This is a genomic window from Senegalia massiliensis (assembly GCF_009911265.1).
Taxonomy (GTDB): domain Bacteria; phylum Bacillota; class Clostridia; order Tissierellales; family SIT17; genus Anaeromonas; species Anaeromonas massiliensis_A.
Map to the genome: position 1 here is coordinate 25,133 of NZ_QXXA01000016.1, position 24,189 is coordinate 49,321.

A 24,189-nucleotide genomic window follows, 5' to 3' on the forward strand; every position below is an offset into this window, starting at 1 on the left:
AAAATGTCAAAAAGAATTTTAATAGTTGATGATGCTGCATTTATGAGAATGATGATAAAAGATATATTAAGTAAAAATGGTTATGAAATAGTTGGTGAGGCTGATAATGGTCAAAAAGCAATTGAGAAATTTAAAGAATTAAATCCTGATTTAGTTATAATGGATATAACTATGCCAGAAGTTGATGGAATTCAGGCAGTTAAAGAAATAAAAAAAATAGATAATAATTCAAAGATTGTAATGTGTTCTGCTATGGGACAACAAGCTATGGTAATAGAAGCAATACAAGCAGGTGCTAAAGATTTTATTGTAAAACCATTTCAAGCTGATAGAGTTATTGAAGCTGTAAATAAAGCAATAGGATAGTGTAAAAAATGAATGATTTTATAAATATATTATTTGCAATATTTTCTTTTGGAGTAATTTTAGTACTTGCTTATTTTACAACTAAAATGGTAGCAATGAAAAGCACAAATATGAATAATGGAAAGAATATGGAAATAATTGATGTTTTAAATTTAGGTAATCATAAGAAAATATTATTGGTGAAAATATTAGGTAAGATATATATTATTGGCACTTCAAATAATGGTGGTTTTAATAAAATAGATGAAATTCAAGATGAAAAAATAATTAATAATGTATCTGAATCTGATTATTATAAATCAGATTTTGATAATTTACTAAAAAGTAAATTATCTTTTATTAATTCAAAAAAAGATTCAAGTGAAGAGCTGTCATATAATAATCTTAATAAGCTAGATAAATTAAGAGATAAACTAAAAGAACTAAAATCAAGCAATAGTTTTGATACAACAAAGGATGAGTAGCAAATGAAGATAAAAACTGTATTTCTCTTAGTAATTTTAATTATATTTCTAACTGGAAATGTTTATGCTGAACCTGAAATATCTTTATTTGGAAAAGATATAAGTATAAATGATAGTGAAAATCCAGAGGATTATGTTGTAGGTTTGCAAATATTACTTGTATTAGCAGTACTTACATTAGCCCCTGCTATACTTATAATGATGAGTAGCTTTACTAGGATCATAATAGTTTTATCATTTATAAGAAATGCATTGGGAACACAACAAACGCCACCTAATCAAGTCTTATTAGGACTAGCCTTGTTTTTAACTTTTTTTGTTATGGCTCCCATAGCAAGTGATATAAATGAAAATTCACTTCAACCATATTTAAATGAGGAAATAGAGCAGTCTGAAGCAATTCAAAAAGCTATAAATCCTTTGAGAAGTTTCATGTATAATCAAACTAGAGACAAAGATTTAGCTCTTTTTATGGAACTTTCAAATTTAGATAGTGAAGACATATCTGGAAAATCAGACATACCTACTACAACATTGATTCCTGCATTTATAATAAGTGAATTGAAAACTGCTTTTCAAATTAGTTTCATATTATTCATACCATTTTTAATAATTGATATGGTTGTAGCAAGTACTCTTATGTCTATGGGGATGATGATGCTTCCACCAGTTATGATATCTTTACCATTTAAAATTCTGTTATTTATAATGGTAGATGGTTGGAATCTTGTTATTAGATCATTAATAAGTGGGTTTAATTAGGAGTGATTAAATGAGTCAAGGAGATGTGATTAAGTTAGCTCAAGATGCTATGTTTTCAATATTAATATTATCTGCACCAATGCTAGGATTTGGGTTATTAGTAGGTTTATTAGTTAGTATATTTCAAGCTACTACTCAAATTCAAGAAGCAACACTTGCATTTATACCTAAAATTATAGCAGTATTAGTTGCTTTTATAGTATTTGGACCTTGGATACTTACATATATAGTAGAGTTTACTGAAGATCTTTTTAATAATATAAATGTTTATATAAAATAGGATGATATATATGGATTCAACACAATTAATTTTTTCTGAATACAATTTATTTTTATTAATATTTGTAAGGATGACAGGGATATTTATAATAACTCCTATATTTAGTAGAAATAATATACCAAAAATATTAAAAGTTTCATTTGCATTTATTGTATCATTAATAGCATTTAATACTTTAGTTCAACAAGGTATAGAAGTAGATAACAGCATAAGTTTTATTATTCAAATTGCTAAAGAATTGAGTATAGGATTAATAATAGGGTTTATTTCCTATCTGTTTTTTATCTCACTATTTATAGCTGGTCAAATAATTGATACTCAAGTAGGTTTTGGAATGGTGAATGTATTTGATCCAGCACATAATACTCAAGTTCCTATTACTGGAAACTTTTATTATATATTAGCATTATTGGTTTTCTTTACTATAAATGGACATCATTGGTTTTTAGAAGCTATAGTTAAGTCTTATTCAATATTGCCACTAGGAAGTATTAATATGACAAAAGATATATTATATCAAATAATAGATATTTTTACTGAAATATTTAATATTGGATTTAAAATAAGTAGTCCTATACTTGCAACTGTATTTTTAATAAATGTATTATTAGGAGTCCTAGCAAAAACTGTTCCGCAGATGAATGTTTTTGTTGTTGGTATGCCTCTTAAAATATTGATAGGTATTATTACAATATTTCTTACTTTACCTATTTACTTAATTGCATTAGAACATATTTTTGATAATATGTCAGGAGAAATTTTTAATTTTTTTAAATTACTTAAGAGAGGTTAATTTTCTATGAAAGAATATAAATTAGATTTACAGCTGTTTTCTTCAGAAGAAAAAACTGAAAAACCTACTCCTAAAAAGAGAAAAGAAGCTCGTGAAAAAGGACAAGTATTACAGAGTAAAGAGTTAAGTACTGCAATATTATTATTAGTCGCATTTTTAGGTTTGAAAATTTTTGGAGAATATATACTTGAACAATTAACAATATTTTCAACAAAAATTTTTTCTGATCTTAGTATACATGAAAATCTTTATAAACAAGATAATTTATCAATATTTTTTATGGAGATTATATCAATAACTGCTAAAATTGTAATACCATTATTGGCAACAATATTTTTGACAGCTTTAATAGTTAGTTATATGCAAGTTGGATTTTTATTTACTACAAAGACCTTAAGCTTTAAATTAAACAGGTTGAATCCTATAGAGGGATTCAAAAAAATATTTTCCACAAAATCCCTTGTAGAATTAGTGAAATCTAGTGTGAAGATTTTTATAATAGGGTATGTGGTTGCAAAGTATATTTATGACAATTTTAATATAATTTATGAATTGTTTAATTTAAATGTGATGGAGATAACAAAAAGTATATCTTCATTATCATTTGGAATAGTAATTAGAGCTGGAGGCATTTTACTTTTGTTAGCTGCTTTTGATTATTGGTACCAATGGTTTCAACATGAAAAGAACTTAAAGATGTCAAAACAAGAAGTTAAACAAGAAAGCAAACAGTCAGATGGAGATCCACTTATTAAATCTAAAATTAAAGAAAAACAGAGACAAATGGCTATGAGTAGAATGATGCAAGATATTCCTGAAGCAGATGTTATCATAACTAACCCTACTCATTATGCAATTGCTTTAAAATATGATAAAAATAAGTATGAAGCTCCATATGTTTTAGCAAAAGGTAAGGATTTAATAGCAAAAAAGATAAAAGAAATAGCATATGAAGTAGAAGTTCCTACAATAGAAAACAAACCTCTTGCTAGAAGCTTGTTTTCATCTTGTGAAATTGGAGATTGTGTTCCTGAAGAATTGTATCAAGCTGTAGCTGAAGTACTTGCATATGTGTATAATTTAAATAACGTTGGAAGGAGTTAATGATGAAATTCGGAGATATAATTGTAGCATTAGGTGTAATTGCAATCATAATTATTATAATAATTCCAGTAAATGAAAGTATATTAGATATATTATTAAGTTTAAATATCTCATTAGCTTTATTAATACTACTTATTGCAATGTATATTGATAATACATTAAGTTTCTCAATATTTCCTTCTCTACTATTGATTACAACTATGTTTAGACTGTCCCTTAATATATCAAGTACTAGAATGATACTTTCAAAGGGAGATGCAGGAAGTGTTATTGAGTCTTTCGGTGGTATAGTAATACAGGGAAATCCTGTTGTAGGTTTTATAATATTTTTAATTATTGTTATAATACAATTTATTGTAATAACAAAAGGTTCTGAGAGAGTTGCTGAAGTAGCTGCTAGATTTACACTTGATGCAATGCCAGGTAAACAAATGGCAATCGATGCAGACTTAAATTCAGGGTTAATTAATGATATAGAAGCTAGAGATAGAAGAAAAAATATTCAAAAAGAAGCAGATTTTTATGGTGCTATGGATGGAGCAAGTAAATTTGTCAAAGGAGATGCAATAGCAGGTATTATAATTACTGTATTAAACATAGCAGCTGGCTTTGCTATAGGAATGATAACATTAGATTTAACACTAACAGAATCCCTTGCAAAATTTACTACTTTAACTGTTGGCGATGGGCTTGTAAGTCAAATACCTGCATTATTGATTTCAACAGCTACAGGTATTGTAGTTACTCGAGCAGCATCTGATTCTAATTTAGGAAATGATATAATAAGCCAATTATTTTCATCACATCCTAGAGTAATGTTTTTAGTATCTGGTGTCCTATATTTTTTCGGGTTAGTAGGTCTTCCAACTATTCCATTTTTCTTATTAGGAACAGTCTTTTTAGTATTAGGACTTGTTATGAGAAAAAATATTAAAAATGCTTTGGAATTAGAGGACGAACAAGAAGAAGAGATAGATCAAGAAGAAATAAGAAAGCCTGAAAATGTAAAATCATTATTAAAGGTTGAAGACATAGAACTAGAATTTGGATATGGAATAATACCATTAGCTGATTCAAATCAAGGAGGAGATCTTCTTGATAGAGTAGTAATGATTAGAAGACAAATTGCTCTTGAACTTGGTATTGTGGTACCAATGATAAGATTAAGAGATAATATACAATTAAATCCAAATCAATATGCAATAAAAATAAAAGGAGTAGAAGTGTCTAATGGGGAGTTAATGTTTGATCACTATCTTGCTATGAATCCAGGAACAGCAAGTGGAGAAATAGATGGTATAGACACAGTTGAACCTGCATTTGGTCTTCCTGCTAAGTGGATAAATCAAGAACAAAAAGAGAGAGCTGAAATTTTAGGTTATACTGTAGTTGATCCGCCTTCAGTAATATCTACCCACCTAACTGAGATTATCAAGCAAAATATTGATGAATTATTAGGTCGCCAAGATGTAAAAAATTTAGTTGATAATATAAAAGAAGAACATCCCGCATTAGTTGAGGAAGTTATACCTAATATTATGACTATAGGAGAAATACAAAAGGTATTATCTAATTTACTTAAAGAGCAACTTTCAATTAGAGACATGGTAACAATATTAGAAACATTAGCTGACTATGGAACAATAACTAAAGATACTGATATGCTTACAGAATATGTTAGACAAAGATTTTCTAGATATATTACAAAAAAATATGTTGATGGCAAGAATCTAAATGTAATTACTTTAGATTCTCAACTTGAGCAACTGATAATGGATTCTATAAATCAAACTAACACTGGTTCTTATTTATCATTAGAGCCACAAATGATTCAAAAAATACTTAATAATTTATCAAATAATATAAAGAAGTTAACATCAATTGGAGAGCAACCAATAATACTTACTGCACCTATTGTAAGATTATACTTTAAACAATTAACAGAACAAATTACTAATGATTTCATTGTTTTATCTTACAATGAGATTGATCCTTCTATTGAGATAAAGTCATTAGGGATGGTGAAATTATAATGAATATAAAGAGATATATTGGTAAAACCAACTATGAAGCTATGACTAAATTAAAAAGCGAACTAGGTAATGATGCTGTAATTCTTCATACAAGAAGAATTAAATCTAAAGGAATATTAGGTTTTTTCAAAAAGCCTCTTATAGAAATTGTAGCTGCTAAAGAAGAAAATGTAGATTTTAAAAAGGAGATTAAGAAAAAACAAAGTTATAATAATGAAATATCAAAACTAAATATTGAAATCTCTAAACTAAGGGAAACCGTAGAAAATAATTTAGTTCTATCAAATGAAAATAAAAATACTAATAATGGTGAATTAGAATATGTAAAAAAAATATTAACTAATAATGGTGTTTTGGAGCAATATGCAATAAAAATATTAGAAGATATATCTAACAATTTTAATTTGAAAAATAAATCTAAAAAAGAAATAATAGATATATTAAAGAAAAACATTAAAGTTATTTTAGGTGAACCTAAACCAATAGAAATTGAGAATAAGTCAAAAGTTTTCTTTGTTGGAACTACTGGAGTTGGAAAAACAACAACTCTTGCGAAAATAGCTGCTGACTTATCCTTAAATAAAAATAAAAGTATAGGGTTAGTGACATCTGATACTTATAGAATAGCAGCAGTGGAACAATTAAAAGTATATAGTGAAATACTTAACTTACCATTAGAAATAATATATAATCCTGAAGATATTTATGATTCAATGTCAAGATTTAAAGACAAAGATATAATTCTGGTTGATACAGCTGGCAGAAGTCATAAAGATAATGAGAAAATATCAGAGTTAGAAGGAATGATTGATACTGTAAATAATAAAGAAACATTTTTAGTTTTAAGTGTAAATACAGAATTTAATTCTCTAAAGGCTATTATTGATAAATATAGTAAGATAGATAATATTAAAATTATTTTCACAAAATTAGATGAAACTGAAAAAATAGGAAATATATTAAACATAAGATTGTATACTAAATATCCAATATCATATTTAACAACAGGTCAAAATGTACCGGAAGATATACAAACATTCAATAATGAGGATATTACTAATATGATAGTTGGTGAAAATTAAATGAATGATCAAGCAGAGATGTTAAGGAAATTAATTATTAATAAAAATAAAAAAGAAGATTTAAATACTAAGATATTAACCGTTACCAGTGGTAAAGGAGGAGTTGGAAAAACTAATTTCACTATTAACTTAGCGTTATCATTATCTAAATTAGGAAAAAAAGTAGTTATATTGGATGCTGATATAGGCTTTGCAAACGTAGATATATTATTAGGACTTGTCCCAAAATATACATTATTAGATCTTTTATATAAAGATAAGGAAATAATAGACTTATTAGTTGAAGGTCCTTATGGTTTGAAAGTTATAGCTGGTGGTACAGGTTTAAATGATATAATGTATCTAAGTGATCAAGAAACAAATAAATTAATTGATAAATTTTTAAAGCTAGAAGAAATAGCTGACTTTATTATAATAGATACAGGTGCAGGCATATCTGAAATGTCTTTAAATTTTATTCGTTCTTCAGATGAAATTATATTAATTACAACCCCTGAGCCTACATCTATTACTGATGGATATTCAATGCTTAAAGTAATTAATAACTATGTTGATATAGATAAGATTCACATACTAATCAACAGAGTAATAAAACAAGAAGAATATATACAATCTTTTAATAAATTAAGTAATGTTTCTAGAAAATTTTTAAATTTAGAATTAAATAATTTAGGTGTTTTATATGAGTCAAAGTTATTAGTAGATTCTGTTAGAAATCAAAATCCTTTTGTTATAGCTTATCCTAAATCTGATATAAGTAAAAAAGTTAATATTATTGCATCAAATTTAATTAATTATGATAGTTATAATCAATCTGATGGAATAAAAAAATTTATTAATAAAGTTAAAATTTTTTTTAATAGAGGTGGTTATTAAATTGAAAAAAAATAAATCCACTCTTAAAGTAGGAGATAAAATAGAGATACATATAGCAAACCAAAAGTATGTAAGTCAAGTTATTAACGTTATAAATGAAAATACCTATATTATATTAGGACCAATTAAATTTGGTAGTATTATTAAAATTCCTAATGGTAAAGAAATTAAAATAATGTATTCTTTAAAAAATAAAGGTAGAATGTGGTTTGAAAGCATAGTCGAAAAAAATTCTAATAATAATATTTATAAGCTACTTATAAGGAAAACTAGTGATGTTAATAAAGTTCAACAGAGACAATATTTTAGATTAAAAAAGATAATTGATGTTTACATCACTAATGAAGTTAATAAGCCAATAAAGGGCTTTGCAGAAGATATTAGTGGAAAAGGAATGAAAATAGTTACAAAAGAAAAACTAAAATTAGATGATAAACTTAATATTGAACTTAATATAAATGGTAAAAGTTTATCTATTACATCTAATATTGTTAGAAAAGTTTTTGACAGTAGAACAGGAAATTATTATTATGGTATTTATTTTGAAGAAATACATAAAGGATGTAAAGAAGATATTATTAAATTTATATTTGAAGAACAACGTATATTGAGGAAAAAAGGATTGGAATAAAAATGAAAAACATACTTGTTGTAGATGATTCTGCATTTATGAGAAAAATAATAACTGATATAATAGAAAAAGATAAGGAATTAAATGTAATTGATACTGCGAGAAATGGTATAGAAGCAATTGATAAGCTAGAAAATTTAAATGTAGATTTAGTTACTCTTGATATTGAAATGCCTATATTAAATGGTATAGAAACATTAAAGAAAATCAAGGACAAGCATAAAAAATTACCCGTTTTAATGGTAAGTAATTTAACTAAGCAAGGAGCAGAACTAACATTAAAAGCATTAGAAATTGGAGCAGTAGATTTTATAACTAAGCCTAACAATATCTTTAAAGTAAACTCAGAAGAAAAAAGCAAAGAAATTGTTAATAAAATTAAAGCTATAATATATTCAAAACCAAATATTAATATTAAATTAAACAAAAAAAATGTTTGTTGTCAGCAAAATAATGTTTATAAATATAATAAAGTGAAAAACATTGTTGGAATTGGATGTTCTACAGGAGGGCCGAGGGCTCTTCAGGAAATAATTTCTCAAATAAATTCTAATATAAATGCTGCTATATTAATTGTTCAACATATGCCCAAAGGTTTTACTAAATCTTTAGCAGACAGATTAAACAATATATCAAATATATGTGTGAAAGAAGCTGAAAATGGTGAATATCTCCAAAATGGATATTGCTATATAGCTCCAGGAGATAAACATTTAGTAGTAATTAACTCTAATGATAAGATTGAAATACGATTAAAAGATGGTGGTCCAGTAAGTGGACATAAGCCTTCTGTTGATAAGTTAATTAGCTCTATTGCTGATTTAAAAGATATTAAAAAAATAGGTGTTATGCTAACAGGTATGGGTTCTGATGGAGCAAAAGGATTTAAAAAATTATCTGAATCAGGATCTTACAATATAGGACAAAATGAAGAAACTTGTATAGTATATGGAATGCCTAAATCAGCATATAAAATTGGAGCTATTGATATAGAATTGCCTTTACATAATATTGTAAATGAAATAGAAAAAAAATTGGAGGGTTAAAATGGAGATTAACCAATATACAGACATATTTATAGAAGAATCTAATGAACATTTACAAAGTATGAATGATTGTTTATTAAAGCTTGAAAGTGAGCCAGAAAATATTGAATTATTAAATGAGATATTTAGAGTATCACATACATTAAAGGGTATGGCAGCTACTATGGGCTTTGAACAAATGTCAAAACTTACACATCAAATGGAAAATTTATTACAAGAGTTAAGAAGTGAAAAAATCAGTATCGATACTAAAATTGTAGATATCTTGTTTGAATGTTTAGATAACCTTGAAAATTACATAAAAAATATTTCTGAATTAGGAAATGAAGGTGATTTAGAAACTGAATTTTTAGTTGATAAAATTAATAATATACTATTTAAAGATGAAAAAGATAATACACCAAAAACTAAAAATGAAGATGATAATTATTATATAAATAATATATTAATGCAAGCAAAAAAAGATGGACTAAATGCATTTAATATAACAATAACAATAGATGATAACTGTATGTTAAAAGCAGCTAGAGCATTTATTGTTTTTAATGCTTTAGAAGATTATGGTGAAATAATAAAATCAATACCTTCCTCAGAAGATATTGAAGATGAGAAATTTGATAATGAATTTGAAGTTTTATTAGTAACTAATAATGATAATAAAACAATATATGAAGAACTCACTTCTATATCTGAAGTTTCAAGTGTTATAATTAAATCAGTAATTGATGATAAGTTAGAAAAAGAAAAAAGCAAAAAAGAAAATGTATCTAACAATAAATCAAGTGATATAATCAAAGGCAAGAATACTAAAAATAATATATCAAATAAAAAAATAGGAAAAACTGTAAGAGTAGATATTGAAAGATTAGATAATTTAATGAATTTAGTTAGTGAACTTATTATTATAAAGACCCGTATGGAAGATATAGATAATACAAATAGTAAGGAAAGTATGAGTGAAGCTACAGAATATCTTGAAAGAATAACTACAAATTTACATGATGCTGTAATGAAAGTTAGAATGGTACCTATAGAAAGAGTATTCAATAGATTCCCTAGAATGGTTAGAGATTTATCCAAAGATTTAGGAAAAGAAATAGAACTTAAAATGATAGGTGAAGAAACAGAGGTTGATAGAACTGTTATTGATGAGATTGGTGATCCTTTAATACATCTAATAAGAAACTCTATAGATCATGGTATAGAGACTCCAAGTGAAAGAAAGAAAAATAAAAAAGCTCCTAAAGGTACTTTACTTTTAAAGGCATTTCCTGATGGAAACAATGTTGTGATAGAAGTTCAAGATGATGGAAATGGTATAGACATTGAGCGAGTAAAAGAAAAAGCAATAAATAATAGTATTATTTCTACTGAGGCTGCTAATCAAATGGATGATAATGAAGTTCCAGAATTATTATTTATGCCAGGTTTTAGTACTACTGATGAAATAACAGACATATCCGGTAGAGGAGTAGGTCTAGATGTAGTAAAATCTAAAATTAATTCTATAGGCGGAATAGTAGAAATAGAAACAGAAGAAAAAAAATACACAAAATTTACAATAAGAATACCTTTAACTCTAGCAATAATACAAGCTTTATTAATAAAATTAAAGGAAGAAATTTATGCTATACCTCTTAGTTCTATAAAAGAAATTACAACTATAGAATCAAATAATATTAGGAAAATTCAAAATAAAGAAGTTATTTTATATAGAAATAAAACGTTACCTATTGTTAGGTTAAATAAAGTACTTGATATAGAATCAGAAGAAGATAAAAAGGAATTAATAATAGTTATAGTAAAAAAAGGTGAAAAAGAAGCGGGAGTTGTAGTAGATCAATTAATAGGGCAACAAGAAATAGTAATAAAATCCTTAGGAAAATATTTAGCAAAAATAAAACATCTTGCAGGAGCTACAATATTAGGAAATGGAAGTATTTCTTTAATAATAGATACTAATTCATTATTTTAAAGGAGGAAATTATGAAAGAATATAATCAATACGTTATTTTTAAACTTCAAAAAGAAAATTATGCTATAGATATAGCTTTAGTAAAAACAATTGAACGTGTAACACATTTTACACGAGTACCAAATTCAGAAGAATATATTACTGGAGTAATAAATTTAAGAGGTGAAGTAATACCTATTATAAATTTAAGAAAAAAATTTGGACTACAAGATAATTTAAATATTGAAGAATCTAGAATAATAATAACTTACAGTAATGATATAAGTGTAGGGTTACTTGTAGACTCATCTTCTGAAGTAATTGATTTAGATTTAAATGAAATTGATAATCCTCCAAATTTAAATAATGATGATAATTATGATTATATAAAAGGTATAGGCAAAAAAAATGAAGAATTGTATTTAATTTTAGATTTAGATAAAATATTAGATTTAGAGAGAGAAGAATAATGAATTTAGATATTAATAATTTGAATAATATATTATTAGATGTATTGAAAGAATTAGGTAATATTGGAGCAGGAAATGCGGCTACAGCTTTAGCACAAATGCTTAATAATAAAGTAGATATGGATGTACCACAAGTAAGATTATTAAATTTCTCAGAAGTTGATAGTTTAATTGGTGGTGCAGAAAACCCTGTTGTAGGAATTTATTTTTGCATCAATGGAGATATAGTAGGAAATATAATGTTTATATTAGATTTAGAATCTTCTAAAAATTTAATTGAAATATTATTAAATAAGAAAAAACCAGATTATGATTTAAATGAATTTGAGATATCTGCATTATCAGAAGTAGGTAATATTTTAGCATCATCATATATAAATTGTTTAGCTAAAATGACTAATCTTAACTTGAAAACTTCAATACCTTCTATTTCAATAGATATGGCAGGAGCTATTTTAAGTGTACCTGCTATACAATTTAGCTATGTATCCGATAAGATACTTTTTATAGAAACAGAATTTAGTGAAAATAATAAATCAATAACTGGTAATTTATTGTTAATTCCAGATATTGATTCTTTTGAAATACTATTAGAAAATTTAGGTGTGTCATAATATGAATTCAATTAAAGTAGGTATGGCTGATTTAAATATAGTAAAAGAAGGTACATTGGTAACATTAGGCTTGGGATCATGTGTAGGAATTGCAATATATGATAAGAGGAAAAAAATTGCTGGTTTAGCTCATATAATGCTTCCATCAAGTAAAGAAATAAAAAATAATTCTAATAAAGCTAAATTTGCGGATTCAGGGATTGAATTATTAATCGATAAAATGGAGTCTGTTGGAGGAAATAAGATTAATATGGTGGCAAAATTAGCTGGTGGAGCTCAAATGTTTAAATTTAATAATAATAATGATATTCTTAAAATTGGAGAACGAAATATTATAGCATCTAAATCGAAGTTAAAAGAACTGGGTATAAGACTTATATCTGAAGATACAGGTGGAAACTTTGGAAGAACTATTGAATTTAGTAGTTATGATGGAAGTTTGAAAATTAAAACAATTGGTTTTGGTATGAAAATTATATAATTAACACTCCGATAGGAGGGATATTATGATAAGAGATGAAATATGGAAAGTATATAAATCTAATCAGGATTTAAAGAGTAAAAATGCATTAATTGAAAAATATGCATATATGATAAAAATTGTTGCCAGTAGAATGTATAACTTTTATGGAGGTAATGTTGAGTTTGATGACTTAGTTGGCTATGGATCCTTAGGTTTAATAGATGCTATAGAAAAGTTTGATATTAAAAGAGAAGTTAAATTTGAGACTTATGCTCAACTAAGAATTAGAGGTGCTATTATTGATAATTTAAGAAAAAATGATTGGGTACCTAGGACACTTAGGAACAAAGCTAAGTTGATTCAAAATACTATAAATGAATTAGAAAATCAAACGGGATCAATAGTATCAAATAAAGATATTTCAAAAAAATTAGATATTTCGATAGATGAAGTGGAAAAAATAATAAATGAAATTCATCTATTTAACATTACATCTCTTGATGAAACTATTTATAAAACTGGTAAAGAGCCTTTGGACACGTCAGAAAGTCCAGAGATGAAAATGGAAGAAAAGGAATTTCTAAATAAATTAACTCATTCAATTGAAAAGCTTTCTAAAAAAGAAAAAAAAGTAATAACACTTTACTATTATGAAGAATTAAATTATAAAGAAATAGGAAGTATTTTAAATCTATCTGAGTCTAGAATTTCTCAGATTCATAGTAAAGCTATTAAGGATTTAAAAAATAAGCTTATATAATAACAATAAAAAGGATGATTTAATGGAAGGAATTAATTTAATTATTGATAAAAGGAATATGAATGCATCTATAGAACTTATAAAAATTGATGATAAAGCTAAATTTTTAAATTATGAAGAGATTCTAGATAAAATTGAAGAGAAAATAAAGTTTGGACTAGATAAATTTAAATTAAAAGATATAATTGAAAATCATGTATATGGTAAAACAATATGTATAGCTAAAGGAAAAGAACCTATAAATGGTGAAGATGGATATTTAAAATATAAATTTAATATAAAAAATAAGTTGAAGCCTTCTATGTTAAACAATGGCAAAGTAGATTTTAGAGATTTAGGTTTTTTTGATAATGTTAAAAAAGGTCAGATATTAGCTGAAATAATAAGGCCTAGTAAAGGACAAGATGGGGTTAATATTTTAGGAGAAAAAGTTTCTTCACTTAGTGGAAAGGAAGCAAAAATAAAATTAGGTAAGAATGCTGTAAAATTTGAAGAAAAGATAGTTTCAAAAATAGATGGACAAGTAAAACTTACTAATGGAAAAATAGAAGTCTTAAATACGTATACAATTAATAGTGATATAAATAATGAAACTGGTAATATTGAATATAATGGAACATTGAAAATAATGGGTTCTATAAATCCAGATTTTAAAGTTAAAACTTTAGGAGATATATATATTGGTGGGGTAGTTGAAGATTCGAAGATTGAAAGTGAGGGAGATATTTATATTTCTAAGGGTATAACTGGAAAAAACAAAACATTCTTACAAACTGAAGGGAAACTAGTGACTAAATATATAGAAAATTCTACTGTTATAGCTAAAAATGATATTTTGTCAGATGATATTTTACATAGTAAAGTACATTCTCATGGAAGTATAATTGTTGATGGTAGAAAAGGTTTGATTGTAGGAGGAGAATGTAAAGCAGAATTAAGTATTCAAGCAAAAGTTGTAGGCTCTTATATGGGGACTTATACTTTATTAGAAATAGGCAATAATCCAAAAATAAAAGAAGAATTAGAGTTAATAAAAGATAAAATAAATAGTGTGGATAATAATATTGAGCAAATATTAAAATCGATTAATTTACTTAAAAAGAAGTATAAAAATAACAACTTATCACCTAAAAAAATGAATTTATTTAAACAACTATTAAACACATACCCAACTTTAAAAGACCAAAAAGAAAAATTAGTTAATAAATATAACTTAAAAAAAGATAAATCAAATTCTTTGTCTGAAGGTAGTATTAAAATAATTGATAGAATTTATCCTAGAACTAAGATAATTATTGGGAATTATGAAATGAATATTAAAAATATAATAAAAAATAGTGAATTTTTAGTAAAAGATGGAGAAATAAAAGTTTCAAAACTTTAAAAAATAAAGGAGAAAATATATGATATTAAGTCTACTTATATTGGGTATATTATTAATAATAATATCGATACTATTATTAATAAAGTTTAAAAATGAAGAAGATATCAAATATAATAGAATAAATAAGATTTATAATGAAATAAATGAATATAATGATACATTAGATGATATTATTTTAAGTTTAGATTTCTTAATTAATAATAATGATATTAAATCTACTTCTAAAGAAAAAGAATCAAAACAAGCAGTGAATTTAGATAACCATAAATCAAGTAAGGTCAGTACAGATACTAAGAGAAAAATTTATTCTTTATATGATAAAGGGAATACTATTGATGAGATTGCTAAATTATTGAATAAAGGAAAACGTGAAGTTGAAATTATATTAAAATTAAATAATTTAAATAAATTTTAAAAAAACAGTTGAAATTAGTCATGGTTTCGTGGTATACTATCAGAGGTGAAAATACACACACTCATTAATTCTTTTAGGTGTGCCTTAGATGGTTCTAAAAGAAAATGATGTGAGTGGAGGAAAAAACAAAGGAGGTGTAGTAATGTCAGTTATAAGTATGAAACAACTTCTTGAAGCAGGTGTTCATTTCGGACATCAAACAAGAAGATGGAATCCAAAAATGGCTGAATATATATTTACTGAAAGGAATGGGATCTATATAATAGATCTTCAAAAAACAGTAAAGAAGGTAGAACAAGCTTATAATATTATAAGAGATGTCGCTGCAGAAGGTGGAGAAATACTTTTTGTAGGAACAAAGAAGCAAGCACAGGAATCAATAGAAAGTGAAGCAAAAAGAAGTGGTATGCATTATGTAAGTCAAAGATGGCTTGGAGGAATGCTTACTAATTTCAAGACTATTAATAAAAGAATTAATAGACTTCATGAACTTAAAAAAATGGAAGAAGAAGGAACATACGATTTACTTCCTAAAAAAGAAGTTATACAATTAAAACATGAAGAAGAAAGACTTGAAAAGTTTCTTGGTGGAATTAAAGACATGAAGAAATTACCAGATGTATTATTCGTAGTCGACCCTAGAAAAGAAAAAATTGCTGTTAGAGAAGCAAAAATTTTAGGAATTCCTGTAATTGCAATAGTTGATACTAATTGTGATCCAGATGAAGTAGATTATGTAATACCAGGAAACGATGATGCTATTAGAGCAGTTAAGCTACTTACTGAAACTATGGCAAATGCTGTGTTAGAAGGTAAGCAAGGCGAACAAATAGAAGATAATGAGTAATCTAAATGGTAAGGGCATATAAGGGATTTTTCCCTTACTACTCTTGCCATTTATTAATATTAACTAGAAAATGAGGAGGAGTCCAAATGGCAATAACAGCGGCAATGGTAAAAGATTTAAGAGAAAAAACTGGTGCAGGTATGATGGATTGTAAAAAAGTTTTAGTAGAAACTGATGGAAACATTGATGAGGCTATAGAGTTATTAAGAGAAAAAGGACTTTCAAAAGCTGCAAAAAAGGCTGATAGAGTAGCAGCTGAAGGAATAATTGAATCATATATTCACGGTGGAAGAATAGGTGTAATGGTAGAAGTTAATAGTGAGACAGATTTTGTTGCTAAAAATGAAGGATTTAAAGATTTTGCTAGAGATGTTGCTATGCAAATTGCAGCTCAAAATCCAGAGTTTGTTTCAAAAGAAGAAGTACCAGCAGATAAAGTTGAAGCTGAAAAGAAAATTTTGAGACAACAAGCATTAAATGAAGGCAAACCTGAAAAAATAGTTGATAAAATGGTTGAAGGTAGAATTGAAAAATATTATAAAGAAGTATGTTTATTAGAACAACCTTTTATAAAAGATCCTGATAAAACTATAAAGGATTTATTAAATGAAAAAATAGCTAAATTAGGAGAAAACTTAAAAATTAGAAGATTTACTCGTTATGAAGTTGGCGAAGGTATAGAGAAAAAAGAAGAAAACTTTGCTGATGAAGTAGCTAAGCAAATGGGAAAATAATTACTTATTTAAATGGAGAACATTAAATGTTCTCCTTTTAAATAAGTAAAATAAAAAAGGTATTTTTATATTTATGTAGAATAATATAATTTAGGAGTGTTTATATGGATAAACCTATATATAAAAGAGTAGTATTAAAATTAAGTGGAGAAGCTTTAAGTGGAGATAAAAAATTTGGCTTAGATGAAAATACAATAATAAAAATTGCAAAACAAGTAAAAAATCTTCAACAATCAGGAGTGGAAGTAGCTATTATTGTTGGAGGAGGTAATTTTTGGAGAGGTAGAAGTAGCAAAGAAATGGATAGAAGTACTGCGGATTACATGGGAATGCTTGCTACTGTTATAAACTCTCTTGCTATGCAAGATGCTCTTGAAAATATAGGAGTATTAACTAGAGTACAGACTGCTATTGAAATGAGGCAGATTGCAGAACCTTATATTAAAAGAAAAGCAGTAAGACATTTAGAAAAAGGAAGAGTGGTTATATTTGCTGCAGGAACTGGTAATCCATATTTTACAACTGATACTACTGCTGCTTTGAGAGCTGCTGAAATTGAATCTGAAGTTATTTTATTAGCAAAAAAAGGGGTAGATGGAGTATATGATTCAGACCCTCAAGAAAATCCAGATGCTAAAAAATTTGATAAATTAAAGTATAAAGAAATATTAAATTTAGAGCTTAAAGTAATGGACTCCACTGCTGCATCATTATGTAAAGATAACAATATACCAATAATAGTTTTTAGTATTGAAGAACCAGAAAATATAACAAAAGTTGTATTTGGTGCTGAAATTGGTACAAAATTAAAGGAGGATTAATTATGTATTTAGATGTTCACAAAAATGTAGAGAATAAAATGAAGAAAACTGTAAAAGCTTTTAATGAAGAACTTAAAACAATAAGAGCAGGAAGGGCAAATCCATCATTATTAGACAAGATAATGGTAAATTATTATGGAGCAGCAACACCATTAAATCAAATTGCAAATATTTCAGTTCCTGAAGCAAGACAATTATTGATATCTCCATGGGATGCAAATTCTCTTACAGAAATTGAAAAGGCTATACAAAAAAGTGATTTAGGATTAAATCCTTCAAGTGATGGCAAAACTATTAGACTCATAATTCCACAATTAACTGAAGAAACTAGACGTGATATGATTAAGACACTAGGTAAAATTGCAGAAGCATCTAAGGTAGCTATTAGAAATGAAAGAAGAAATGGAAATGATGAATTGAAAAAACTAAATAAAAATAGTGAATTATCTGATGATGAGTTAGTAAAATCAGAGGATAAAGTTCAGGAATTAACTGATACTTATATAAAAGAAATAGATAGATTAGCAAAGGAGAAAGAATCTGAATTAATGGAGGTTTAAACTTTGGATAATCTTGATATTATTGGCTTGCCATTAGAAGAAGCATTCAATTTAATAGATAATGATATTTCTATTAATATAGTAGAAACAAAAGGAACTAATAAAAAATTCGTAGATAATCTAGAACATTTACGCGTGATTAAATTTGACATAAAAGAAAATTCAATTAAAATTATAGTATGTGCATTTTAATCCCCTTCTTTTAGAAGGGGTTTTAATCATTATAGTGGAGGTATTAAATTGGATATATTTAAAAATAATAATAATATAATTTTTAAAGAGGAAATCAAAAAAAAAGAATTACCTAATCATATAGCTATAATAATGGATGGTAATGGAAGATGGGCTAAAAAAAGATTTCTTCCTAGAACGGCAGGTCATAGAGAGGGAGTAAAAAGAGTTATGGATACAGTAGAAGAATGTGGTAATTTGGGTATAAAATATTTAACTCTATATGCTTTTTCAACAGAAAATTGGAGTAGGCCAAAAGATGAAATAGATTATTTAATGAAGTTATTAGTTGAATTTTTAAGGAAAAAGTTACAAAAAATTCATAACAACAATGTGAGAATAAATATATTAGGAGATATTTCTAGATTAGATAAGAATATTGTAGAAGAAATAGAATATGCTATAGATCTAACCAAAAACAATACTAAATTAGAATTAAATATAGCATTAAATTACGGTGGTAGAGATGAAATATTAAGAGCTAGTAAATTATTATATGAAGATATTAAAAACAATAGAGTATCAATAAATGATATAAATGAAGAAGAATTTAAAAAATATTTATATACTGGAAATCAACCAGATCCAGATATATTAATAAGAACAAGTGGTGAGAAAAGATTAAGTAACTTTTTAAACTATCAAATTGCTTATACTGAATTTTTCTTTATTGATGAGAATTGGCCTGAATTTTATCCTGATAAATTACATAGGGTAATATATGACTTTCAAAACAGAAATAGAAGATTTGGAGGAATTTAATTATGAGGTGGTTTAAAAATGAAAACAAGAATAATTAGTGGTTTATTAGGTAGTATAATTTTACTTTTAACAGTTATAACTGGAGGAATTGTTTTAAAATTTGGTGTGTTAGTAATTAGTTTAATAGGTATAAAAGAGTTTATACAAGCATTTAAACATATAGAAATAAAAATTACAAAATATTTATACTTATATGCTATTTCTTTATTTATAATATCAATATTTGGTTCTTTTCAAATAATTAATTTTACTATTATAATTAATTTTTTAATACTTATGTTTATATATGTGTTTAATAAGGATTATAATATTTATGAAATAGCTTTAAGTTTACTTTGTAGTATTTATATACCTTATTCATTGGTTCATATATCATTTTTAAGTGAAAATATATTGGTTTGGTTAATATTTATAATTGCTTTTGCAACGGATACTTTTGCATATTTTACAGGTAGATTAATTGGAAAGCGAAAATTAGCACCAATACTTAGTCCTAAAAAAACCATTGAAGGAGCAGTTGGTGGGTTATTAGGATCTATAATTACAACTTTAATTTTTGTGAAATTTATAGGAATGACTAATATATATATATATATATTACTTGCTTTAATTTGTTCTATAGCTTCTATTATAGGAGATTTATCAGCATCTAAAATTAAAAGATATATAAAAATTAAAGACTATGGAAATATTATGCCTGGTCATGGAGGAATATTAGATAGATTTGATAGTATACTATTTATTGCTCCTTTAGTGTTTTATTTTATTAATTATTTTATATAAGTTATAATAGTTATACAGATTAAGTTAGGAGTGGTTTTTTGAAAAATATTGGAATTCTTGGTTCTACTGGTTCTATTGGAACTCAAGCTTTAGATATTATAAGAGAAAATAAATCTTTATTTAATATAACAGCATTAAGTGGAAATAATAATATTGATTTATTAGAGAAACAAGCACTTGAATTCAAACCTGAAATCATTGCAGTTTTCAATAAATATAATGCTGATGTATTAAAAACAAAATTAAAACCTTATAATATAAAAGTTTATAGTGGATTAGAAGGATTAATAAAGTTAAGTGAATATGAAAATATAGATATTTTAATTACTTCAGTTGTAGGTATGATAGGATTAAAGCCAACACTTGCTGCAATAGAAAGTGGAAAAACTATTGCATTAGCTAACAAAGAAACTTTAGTAACTGCAGGAAATATAGTAATGGAAAAAATCAAAAAAAATAAAGGTTCTTTATTACCTGTAGATAGCGAACACTCTGCTATTTTTCAATCTTTAACATCAAAGAAAAAAAATGAAATAAATAAAATTATTTTAACAGCTTCAGGAGGACCTTTTAGGGGTAAAAATAAAGAAGATTTGATAAATATAAACTATAAAGATGCTCTTAAACATCCAAATTGGGATATGGGAAGAAAAATTTCAATTGATTCATCTACTTTAATGAATAAAGGATTAGAAGTTATAGAGGCTAAATGGTTATTTGATGTAGATGTAGAAGATATAGAAGTTGTAGTACATTCTCAAAGCATAATTCATTCAATGGTTGAATATATTGATGGTAGTGTTATAGCACAACTTGGAGTTTCAGATATGCGTATACCAATACAATATGCTTTAACATATCCTGATAGAATTAATAATAATTTAGAAAAATTAAATTTAACTGATGTATATAAATTAACTTTTGAAAGTCCTGATTTAGAAACATTCCCTTCTTTATCTCTTGCATATAGAGCTTTAAGAGAAAATGGAACTATGCCTTCTGTTTTAAATGCATCTAATGAAGTATTAGTAGATTTATTCTTAAAAGAAAAAATTAAGTTTTATGATATACCAAATACAATAGAGAACATACTAGATATTCATAAGAATATAAAAAACCCAACTATTGATGATGTATTATATAGTGATGATTGGGCAAGAAGAAAAGTAAAAGAATTACTAAAACTTTAATATAGGAGTGAAGTATATGACTACAGCAATTACAGCGATTATAATATTCTTTATCGTAGTATTGGTACATGAGTTTGGACATTTTGCTACTGCAAAATTAGTAGGTATAAAGGTTCAAGAATTTTCTATAGGTATGGGACCTAGAATTACAAAATTTAATAAGGGAGAGACAGAATATTCACTACGTATACTTCCTATAGGTGGCTATGTTAAAATGGAAGGTGAGGATGAAAAATCAGATGATGAAAGAAGTTTTAGTAATAAATCTCCTATTTCTAGAATTTTAGTTTTAGCTTCTGGTGCTATAATGAATTTCTTATTAGCTTTAATTATATTTTTTGTAATATCAATAGTAATAGGTTCACCAACTACTATTATTGATAAAGTAACTGAAAATGGTCCAGCAGATACTGTTGGCATTAAAAGTGGAGATGAAATTGTATCAATTAATAATGAAAAAATTGAAAACTGGCAAGAAAGTAAAGATATAATAACTAATGCAGAAGATGAAATTAATATTACTGTTTTAAGAGATGAGAAAAGTTTAAGTTTCTCTTTAACTCCTGAGAAAGATGAAAATGATAATAAATTAATTGGAATAAGCTCAAAGACTAGACCATCTTTTATAGGTTCTATTAAATATGCTTTTAATAATCTTATATTTATAATATCTCTAATGTTTGATTTTATTAAAATGGCACTTACTGGTAATGTTAGTACTTCAGATGTTGCTGGTCCTATTGGAGTAGTTCAATTGATTGGTGAGACTACAAAATATGGTTTTTTAAGTGTATTAAATCTAGCAGCATTTATAAATATCAATTTAGGATTTTTTAATTTGCTTCCAATTCCAGCATTAGATGGAAGTAGAATATTATTTATACTTATAGAGTTATTAAGAGGAAAACCACTAGATCCTGAAAAAGAAGGGATGATTCATTTTATTGGTTTTGCACTATTAATGGCTTTAATGATATTTATATCTTATAATGATTTAAGTAGATTAAATATTTTTTAGGGGTGTTAATAATGAGAAATAAGACAAAAAATTTTTACTATGGTAATGTTGGCATAGGCAGTGATTTTCCAGTTACTGTACAATCTATGACAAATACAGATACAAGGGATATAAAAGAAACCGTATCACAGATTAAACTTTTAGAAGAGGTTGGTTGTGATATTATAAGGCTTGCTGTTCCTGATATGGAGGCTGCTTTAGCTTTAGAAAAAATTAAAAAACAGGTTAATATCCCTATTATTGCAGATATTCACTTTGATTATAAATTAGCATTACAAGCAATAGAAGGTGGAGTTAATGGACTGAGGATTAATCCAGGTAATATTGGTGATAAACAAAGAGTTAAGGAAATAGTGAATAGATGTAAAGAAAAAGATATTCCTATAAGAATAGGTGTTAATTCTGGATCTATAAAGAAAGAATTTTTAGAGAAATATGGTGGTGTGAATGTAAACTCCATGGTAGAAAGTGCAATGGAACATGTAAGAATATTAGAAGAAATGAATTTTAAGAAAATTGTATTATCTGTAAAGTCTACTGATATTCATATGACAATAGAATCATATGAAAAACTATCTCAAATTGTAGATTATCCACTTCATATTGGAATAACTGAATCAGGATCACTTTGGAAGGGTACTATTAAATCTTCTATAGGTATTGGTTCATTACTTGCTAAAGGTATTGGTGATACTATAAGGGTATCTCTTACTGGCAGCCCTATAGAAGAAGTAAAGGTAGGAAAACAAATTTTAAGATCCCTAGGCTTACTAAATGATAGGATTGAAGTAATCTCATGTCCTACATGTGGAAGAACACGTATTGCCTTAGAAAAAATAGTTAGTGAAGTTGAACAAAAAATAGAACATATGAATAAATCTATTAAAGTAGCTATTATGGGATGTGAAGTAAATGGTCCTGGTGAAGCTAAGGAAGCTGATATTGGAATTGCAGGTGGTAATGGATTAGGGTTAATATTTAAAAAAGGGAAAGTAATAAAAAAAGTTGAAGAAAATAAACTTATTGATGAATTAGTAAAAGAAATTGAAAAATTATGATTCTAGTATAGCGAGGTAGATTAAAATAGATTATATGGAAATAGCTCTTAAATTAGTCATATCTATAATTTTATCTGGAATAATAGGAATAGAAAGAGAAAGTATAAAAAGACCAGCTGGATTTAGGACACATATTTTAGTATGTGTAGGTTCAACTTTAGTAATGATTGTAGGACTATATATATCAGATGATCTTAGATATTCAAATGTAGATCCTACAAGAATTGGAGCACAAGTAATAAGTGGTATTGGCTTTCTTGGAGCTGGTACAATAATAAAAGAAGGTGTTTCTGTAAAAGGTTTAACTACTGCTGCAAGTTTATGGGCTGTTGCATGTGTTGGACTGGCTATTGGTGCCGGATTTTATTTTGGAGCAATTTTAGTTACTTTTTTGATATTTATAACTTTGTTGTTATTTTCTAGTGTTGAGAATAAATTTTTAAGAAATGACAAATATCTAAAAATAAGGTTAGTAACAATAAATAAGCCAGGTCAACTGGGTAAAATTGGTCAAGTTACTGGAAATCTAGATTTAACAATAGTATCAATTGATTTTAACAATATAGAAGATAATAAAATTATAGTTAATTTATTACTTAAAAGTAATAAAAAAACTGATAATGTTGAAGTTATAAGTGAATTATCTCAGATTAAAGATGTAATTAAAATAACCCACAAGTAATGTTTA

At 26.2% G+C, this 24,189-nt stretch carries 29 protein-coding genes; all 29 read left to right on the plus strand.

Features of this window, described 5'->3' with window-relative positions; translation table 11 throughout:
• The first annotated feature begins 3 nt into the window (after positions 1–3).
• Positions 4–366, plus strand: a complete 363-nt coding sequence (locus tag D3Z33_RS13665) for a response regulator (RefSeq protein ID WP_160198336.1) — start codon at positions 4–6, stop codon at positions 364–366.
• 8 nt (positions 367–374) lie between these two features.
• Positions 375–830 carry a flagellar biosynthetic protein FliO gene (locus D3Z33_RS13670; RefSeq protein WP_160198337.1) on the plus strand — a complete coding sequence of 152 codons (456 nt, stop codon included), beginning with the start codon at positions 375–377 and terminating at the stop codon, positions 828–830.
• Positions 831–833: 3 nt separating this feature from the next.
• Positions 834–1,592: a flagellar type III secretion system pore protein FliP gene (gene fliP / locus D3Z33_RS13675; RefSeq protein ID WP_160198338.1), complete on the plus strand. Its 759-nt coding sequence runs from the start codon at positions 834–836 to the stop codon at positions 1,590–1,592.
• Between the two features lie 10 nt (positions 1,593–1,602).
• Positions 1,603–1,872 (plus strand): flagellar biosynthesis protein FliQ, encoded by a 270-nt coding sequence (fliQ, locus tag D3Z33_RS13680; protein WP_130807002.1) that lies wholly within the window; start codon positions 1,603–1,605, stop codon positions 1,870–1,872.
• 10 nt (positions 1,873–1,882) lie between these two features.
• The gene (fliR, locus tag D3Z33_RS13685; RefSeq protein ID WP_160198339.1) at positions 1,883–2,665 is read left to right on the plus strand and encodes a flagellar biosynthetic protein FliR; all 783 of its coding nucleotides are present in this window, start codon (positions 1,883–1,885) and stop codon (positions 2,663–2,665) included.
• A 6-nt stretch (positions 2,666–2,671) separates the two neighbouring features.
• A complete protein-coding gene (gene flhB / locus D3Z33_RS13690) occupies positions 2,672–3,769 on the plus strand; it encodes a flagellar biosynthesis protein FlhB (RefSeq protein ID WP_160198340.1) in 1,098 nt (365 codons plus the stop codon).
• Positions 3,769–5,802, plus strand: a complete 2,034-nt coding sequence (flhA, locus tag D3Z33_RS13695; RefSeq protein WP_431768840.1) for a flagellar biosynthesis protein FlhA — start codon at positions 3,769–3,771, stop codon at positions 5,800–5,802. The genes flhB and flhA overlap by 1 nt, the downstream gene beginning before the upstream one ends.
• Positions 5,802–6,884, plus strand: coding sequence for a flagellar biosynthesis protein FlhF (locus tag D3Z33_RS13700; protein ID WP_160198342.1), 1,083 nt, complete (start codon positions 5,802–5,804; stop codon positions 6,882–6,884). Before flhA ends, D3Z33_RS13700 begins: the two co-directional genes overlap by 1 nt.
• Entirely contained in the window at positions 6,885–7,760 is an 876-nt protein-coding gene (locus tag D3Z33_RS13705; protein ID WP_160198343.1) for a MinD/ParA family protein, read from the plus strand.
• A gap of 1 nt (position 7,761) precedes the next feature.
• Positions 7,762–8,391 carry a flagellar brake protein gene (locus D3Z33_RS13710; RefSeq protein ID WP_160198344.1) on the plus strand — a complete coding sequence of 210 codons (630 nt, stop codon included), beginning with the start codon at positions 7,762–7,764 and terminating at the stop codon, positions 8,389–8,391.
• Between the two features lie 2 nt (positions 8,392–8,393).
• Positions 8,394–9,437, plus strand: coding sequence for a protein-glutamate methylesterase/protein-glutamine glutaminase (locus tag D3Z33_RS13715; protein WP_160198345.1), 1,044 nt, complete (start codon positions 8,394–8,396; stop codon positions 9,435–9,437).
• Between the two features lies 1 nt (position 9,438).
• The gene (locus D3Z33_RS13720; RefSeq protein WP_160198346.1) at positions 9,439–11,412 is read left to right on the plus strand and encodes a chemotaxis protein CheA; all 1,974 of its coding nucleotides are present in this window, start codon (positions 9,439–9,441) and stop codon (positions 11,410–11,412) included.
• Between the two features lie 11 nt (positions 11,413–11,423).
• The gene (locus D3Z33_RS13725; protein WP_160198347.1) at positions 11,424–11,861 is read left to right on the plus strand and encodes a chemotaxis protein CheW; all 438 of its coding nucleotides are present in this window, start codon (positions 11,424–11,426) and stop codon (positions 11,859–11,861) included.
• The gene (locus D3Z33_RS13730; protein WP_160198348.1) at positions 11,861–12,475 is read left to right on the plus strand and encodes a chemotaxis protein CheC; all 615 of its coding nucleotides are present in this window, start codon (positions 11,861–11,863) and stop codon (positions 12,473–12,475) included. The genes D3Z33_RS13725 and D3Z33_RS13730 overlap by 1 nt, the downstream gene beginning before the upstream one ends.
• A 1-nt stretch (position 12,476) precedes the next feature.
• Positions 12,477–12,956: a chemotaxis protein CheD gene (locus D3Z33_RS13735; protein WP_160198349.1), complete on the plus strand. Its 480-nt coding sequence runs from the start codon at positions 12,477–12,479 to the stop codon at positions 12,954–12,956.
• Positions 12,957–12,981: 25 nt separating this feature from the next.
• A complete protein-coding gene (locus D3Z33_RS13740; RefSeq protein ID WP_160198350.1) occupies positions 12,982–13,698 on the plus strand; it encodes a FliA/WhiG family RNA polymerase sigma factor in 717 nt (238 codons plus the stop codon).
• 22 nt (positions 13,699–13,720) lie between these two features.
• Complete coding sequence (locus D3Z33_RS13745; RefSeq protein WP_160198351.1) at positions 13,721–15,082, plus strand: DUF342 domain-containing protein; 1,362 nt, start codon at positions 13,721–13,723, stop codon at positions 15,080–15,082.
• A 19-nt stretch (positions 15,083–15,101) separates the two neighbouring features.
• Positions 15,102–15,497 (plus strand): DUF6115 domain-containing protein, encoded by a 396-nt coding sequence (locus D3Z33_RS13750; protein ID WP_160198352.1) that lies wholly within the window; start codon positions 15,102–15,104, stop codon positions 15,495–15,497.
• Between the two features lie 142 nt (positions 15,498–15,639).
• A complete protein-coding gene (gene rpsB, locus D3Z33_RS13755; RefSeq protein ID WP_160198409.1) occupies positions 15,640–16,344 on the plus strand; it encodes a 30S ribosomal protein S2 in 705 nt (234 codons plus the stop codon).
• Positions 16,345–16,430: 86 nt separating this feature from the next.
• Complete coding sequence (gene tsf, locus D3Z33_RS13760; RefSeq protein ID WP_160198353.1) at positions 16,431–17,078, plus strand: translation elongation factor Ts; 648 nt, start codon at positions 16,431–16,433, stop codon at positions 17,076–17,078.
• A gap of 104 nt (positions 17,079–17,182) precedes the next feature.
• The gene (gene pyrH, locus D3Z33_RS13765) at positions 17,183–17,899 is read left to right on the plus strand and encodes a UMP kinase (RefSeq protein ID WP_160198354.1); all 717 of its coding nucleotides are present in this window, start codon (positions 17,183–17,185) and stop codon (positions 17,897–17,899) included.
• Between the two features lie 2 nt (positions 17,900–17,901).
• Positions 17,902–18,459 (plus strand): ribosome recycling factor, encoded by a 558-nt coding sequence (gene frr, locus D3Z33_RS13770; protein WP_160198355.1) that lies wholly within the window; start codon positions 17,902–17,904, stop codon positions 18,457–18,459.
• Between the two features lie 3 nt (positions 18,460–18,462).
• Positions 18,463–18,651, plus strand: coding sequence for a hypothetical protein (locus D3Z33_RS13775; RefSeq protein ID WP_160198356.1), 189 nt, complete (start codon positions 18,463–18,465; stop codon positions 18,649–18,651).
• Between the two features lie 48 nt (positions 18,652–18,699).
• Positions 18,700–19,452 (plus strand): isoprenyl transferase, encoded by a 753-nt coding sequence (locus D3Z33_RS13780; RefSeq protein WP_160198357.1) that lies wholly within the window; start codon positions 18,700–18,702, stop codon positions 19,450–19,452.
• 18 nt (positions 19,453–19,470) lie between these two features.
• On the plus strand, positions 19,471–20,235 hold the full coding sequence (locus D3Z33_RS13785) for a phosphatidate cytidylyltransferase (protein ID WP_160198358.1): 765 nt from the start codon (positions 19,471–19,473) through the stop codon (positions 20,233–20,235).
• Between the two features lie 38 nt (positions 20,236–20,273).
• Positions 20,274–21,425 (plus strand): 1-deoxy-D-xylulose-5-phosphate reductoisomerase, encoded by a 1,152-nt coding sequence (locus tag D3Z33_RS13790; protein WP_160198359.1) that lies wholly within the window; start codon positions 20,274–20,276, stop codon positions 21,423–21,425.
• A gap of 16 nt (positions 21,426–21,441) precedes the next feature.
• The gene (gene rseP, locus D3Z33_RS13795; RefSeq protein ID WP_160198360.1) at positions 21,442–22,443 is read left to right on the plus strand and encodes an RIP metalloprotease RseP; all 1,002 of its coding nucleotides are present in this window, start codon (positions 21,442–21,444) and stop codon (positions 22,441–22,443) included.
• Positions 22,444–22,451: 8 nt separating this feature from the next.
• On the plus strand, positions 22,452–23,501 hold the full coding sequence (gene ispG, locus D3Z33_RS13800; protein ID WP_431768842.1) for a flavodoxin-dependent (E)-4-hydroxy-3-methylbut-2-enyl-diphosphate synthase: 1,050 nt from the start codon (positions 22,452–22,454) through the stop codon (positions 23,499–23,501).
• A gap of 34 nt (positions 23,502–23,535) precedes the next feature.
• Entirely contained in the window at positions 23,536–24,183 is a 648-nt protein-coding gene (locus D3Z33_RS13805; protein WP_160198362.1) for an MgtC/SapB family protein, read from the plus strand.
• The last annotated feature ends 6 nt before the right edge of the window (positions 24,184–24,189 follow it).